Origin of the sequence: Microbulbifer sp. 2205BS26-8, from assembly GCF_030731025.1 — a bacterium.
Classification (GTDB): Bacteria; Pseudomonadota; Gammaproteobacteria; order Pseudomonadales; family Cellvibrionaceae; genus Microbulbifer; species Microbulbifer spongiae.
Map to the genome: position 1 here is coordinate 1 of NZ_JAVAMR010000151.1, position 845 is coordinate 845.

An 845-nucleotide genomic window follows, 5' to 3' on the forward strand; every position below is an offset into this window, starting at 1 on the left:
TTTCCCCTTGATCCACCAAACCTATCAACAATCAGCGTGCCGCCGCCTTCGCCACTGGCGTAGACCTTGTTAGGCGTTTTATAGCTCAGTGACTGATGGGGTCGCTCTGTATTGTAGAATGAGAAGTACTGTGTCAACCCAATAGTCAACTCCCCCATGGTCGCGTAGCCCTTCAGGTATATATCCTCGTACTTCACACTCCGCCACAGTCGCTCAACAAAGATGTTGTCCAGTGCTCGACCACGGCCATCCATGCTGATCAACACACCCTCACGCTTCAGCACATCCGTAAAAGCATGACTGGTGAACTGAGAGCCTTGATCGCTGTTGAAAATCTCCGGCTTGCCGTATTCCCGCAAGGCATCCTCCAGGCAGTCAACGCAGAATACGGTATCCATGCTGTTGCTGATCCGCCAGGACAGCACCTTGCGACTGTACCAATCGATGATCGCCACCAAGTAGGCAAATCCACCTTCCAGGCGGACATAGGTCAAGTCGATACTCCAAACCTGATTGGGGCTGGTTATCTCCACACCCCGCAGTAGGTAAGGATAGATCTTGTGCTTTGGGTGCTTACTGCTTGTCGCTGGTCCTGGCGCCATCCCCGCCAACCCAAGCTGGCGCATTAGCCGCTGTACACGCTTTCGGTTAACGGCATGGCCCTGCTTACACAGAAAGTCCACCATACGACGGCTACCGTAGAACGGGTGTCTCGTGTACTTCTCGTCAATCAACCGACATAACAGTAGATCGCCGGCATCGGACTCTCGCTTGACCGTATGCCGCTGCCGATACACCGTGGCCCTCGACGTCTCAGCCAGCTTGCACTGGCGGCTCAGAGGGAG

The 845-nt window shown here is 54.6% G+C and carries 1 protein-coding gene; it reads right to left on the bottom strand.

Features of this window, described 5'->3' with window-relative positions:
• A partial coding sequence (locus tag Q5Y71_RS16990) for an IS3 family transposase (RefSeq protein ID WP_306043257.1) occupies positions 1–845 on the bottom strand: 845 nt, incomplete at both ends.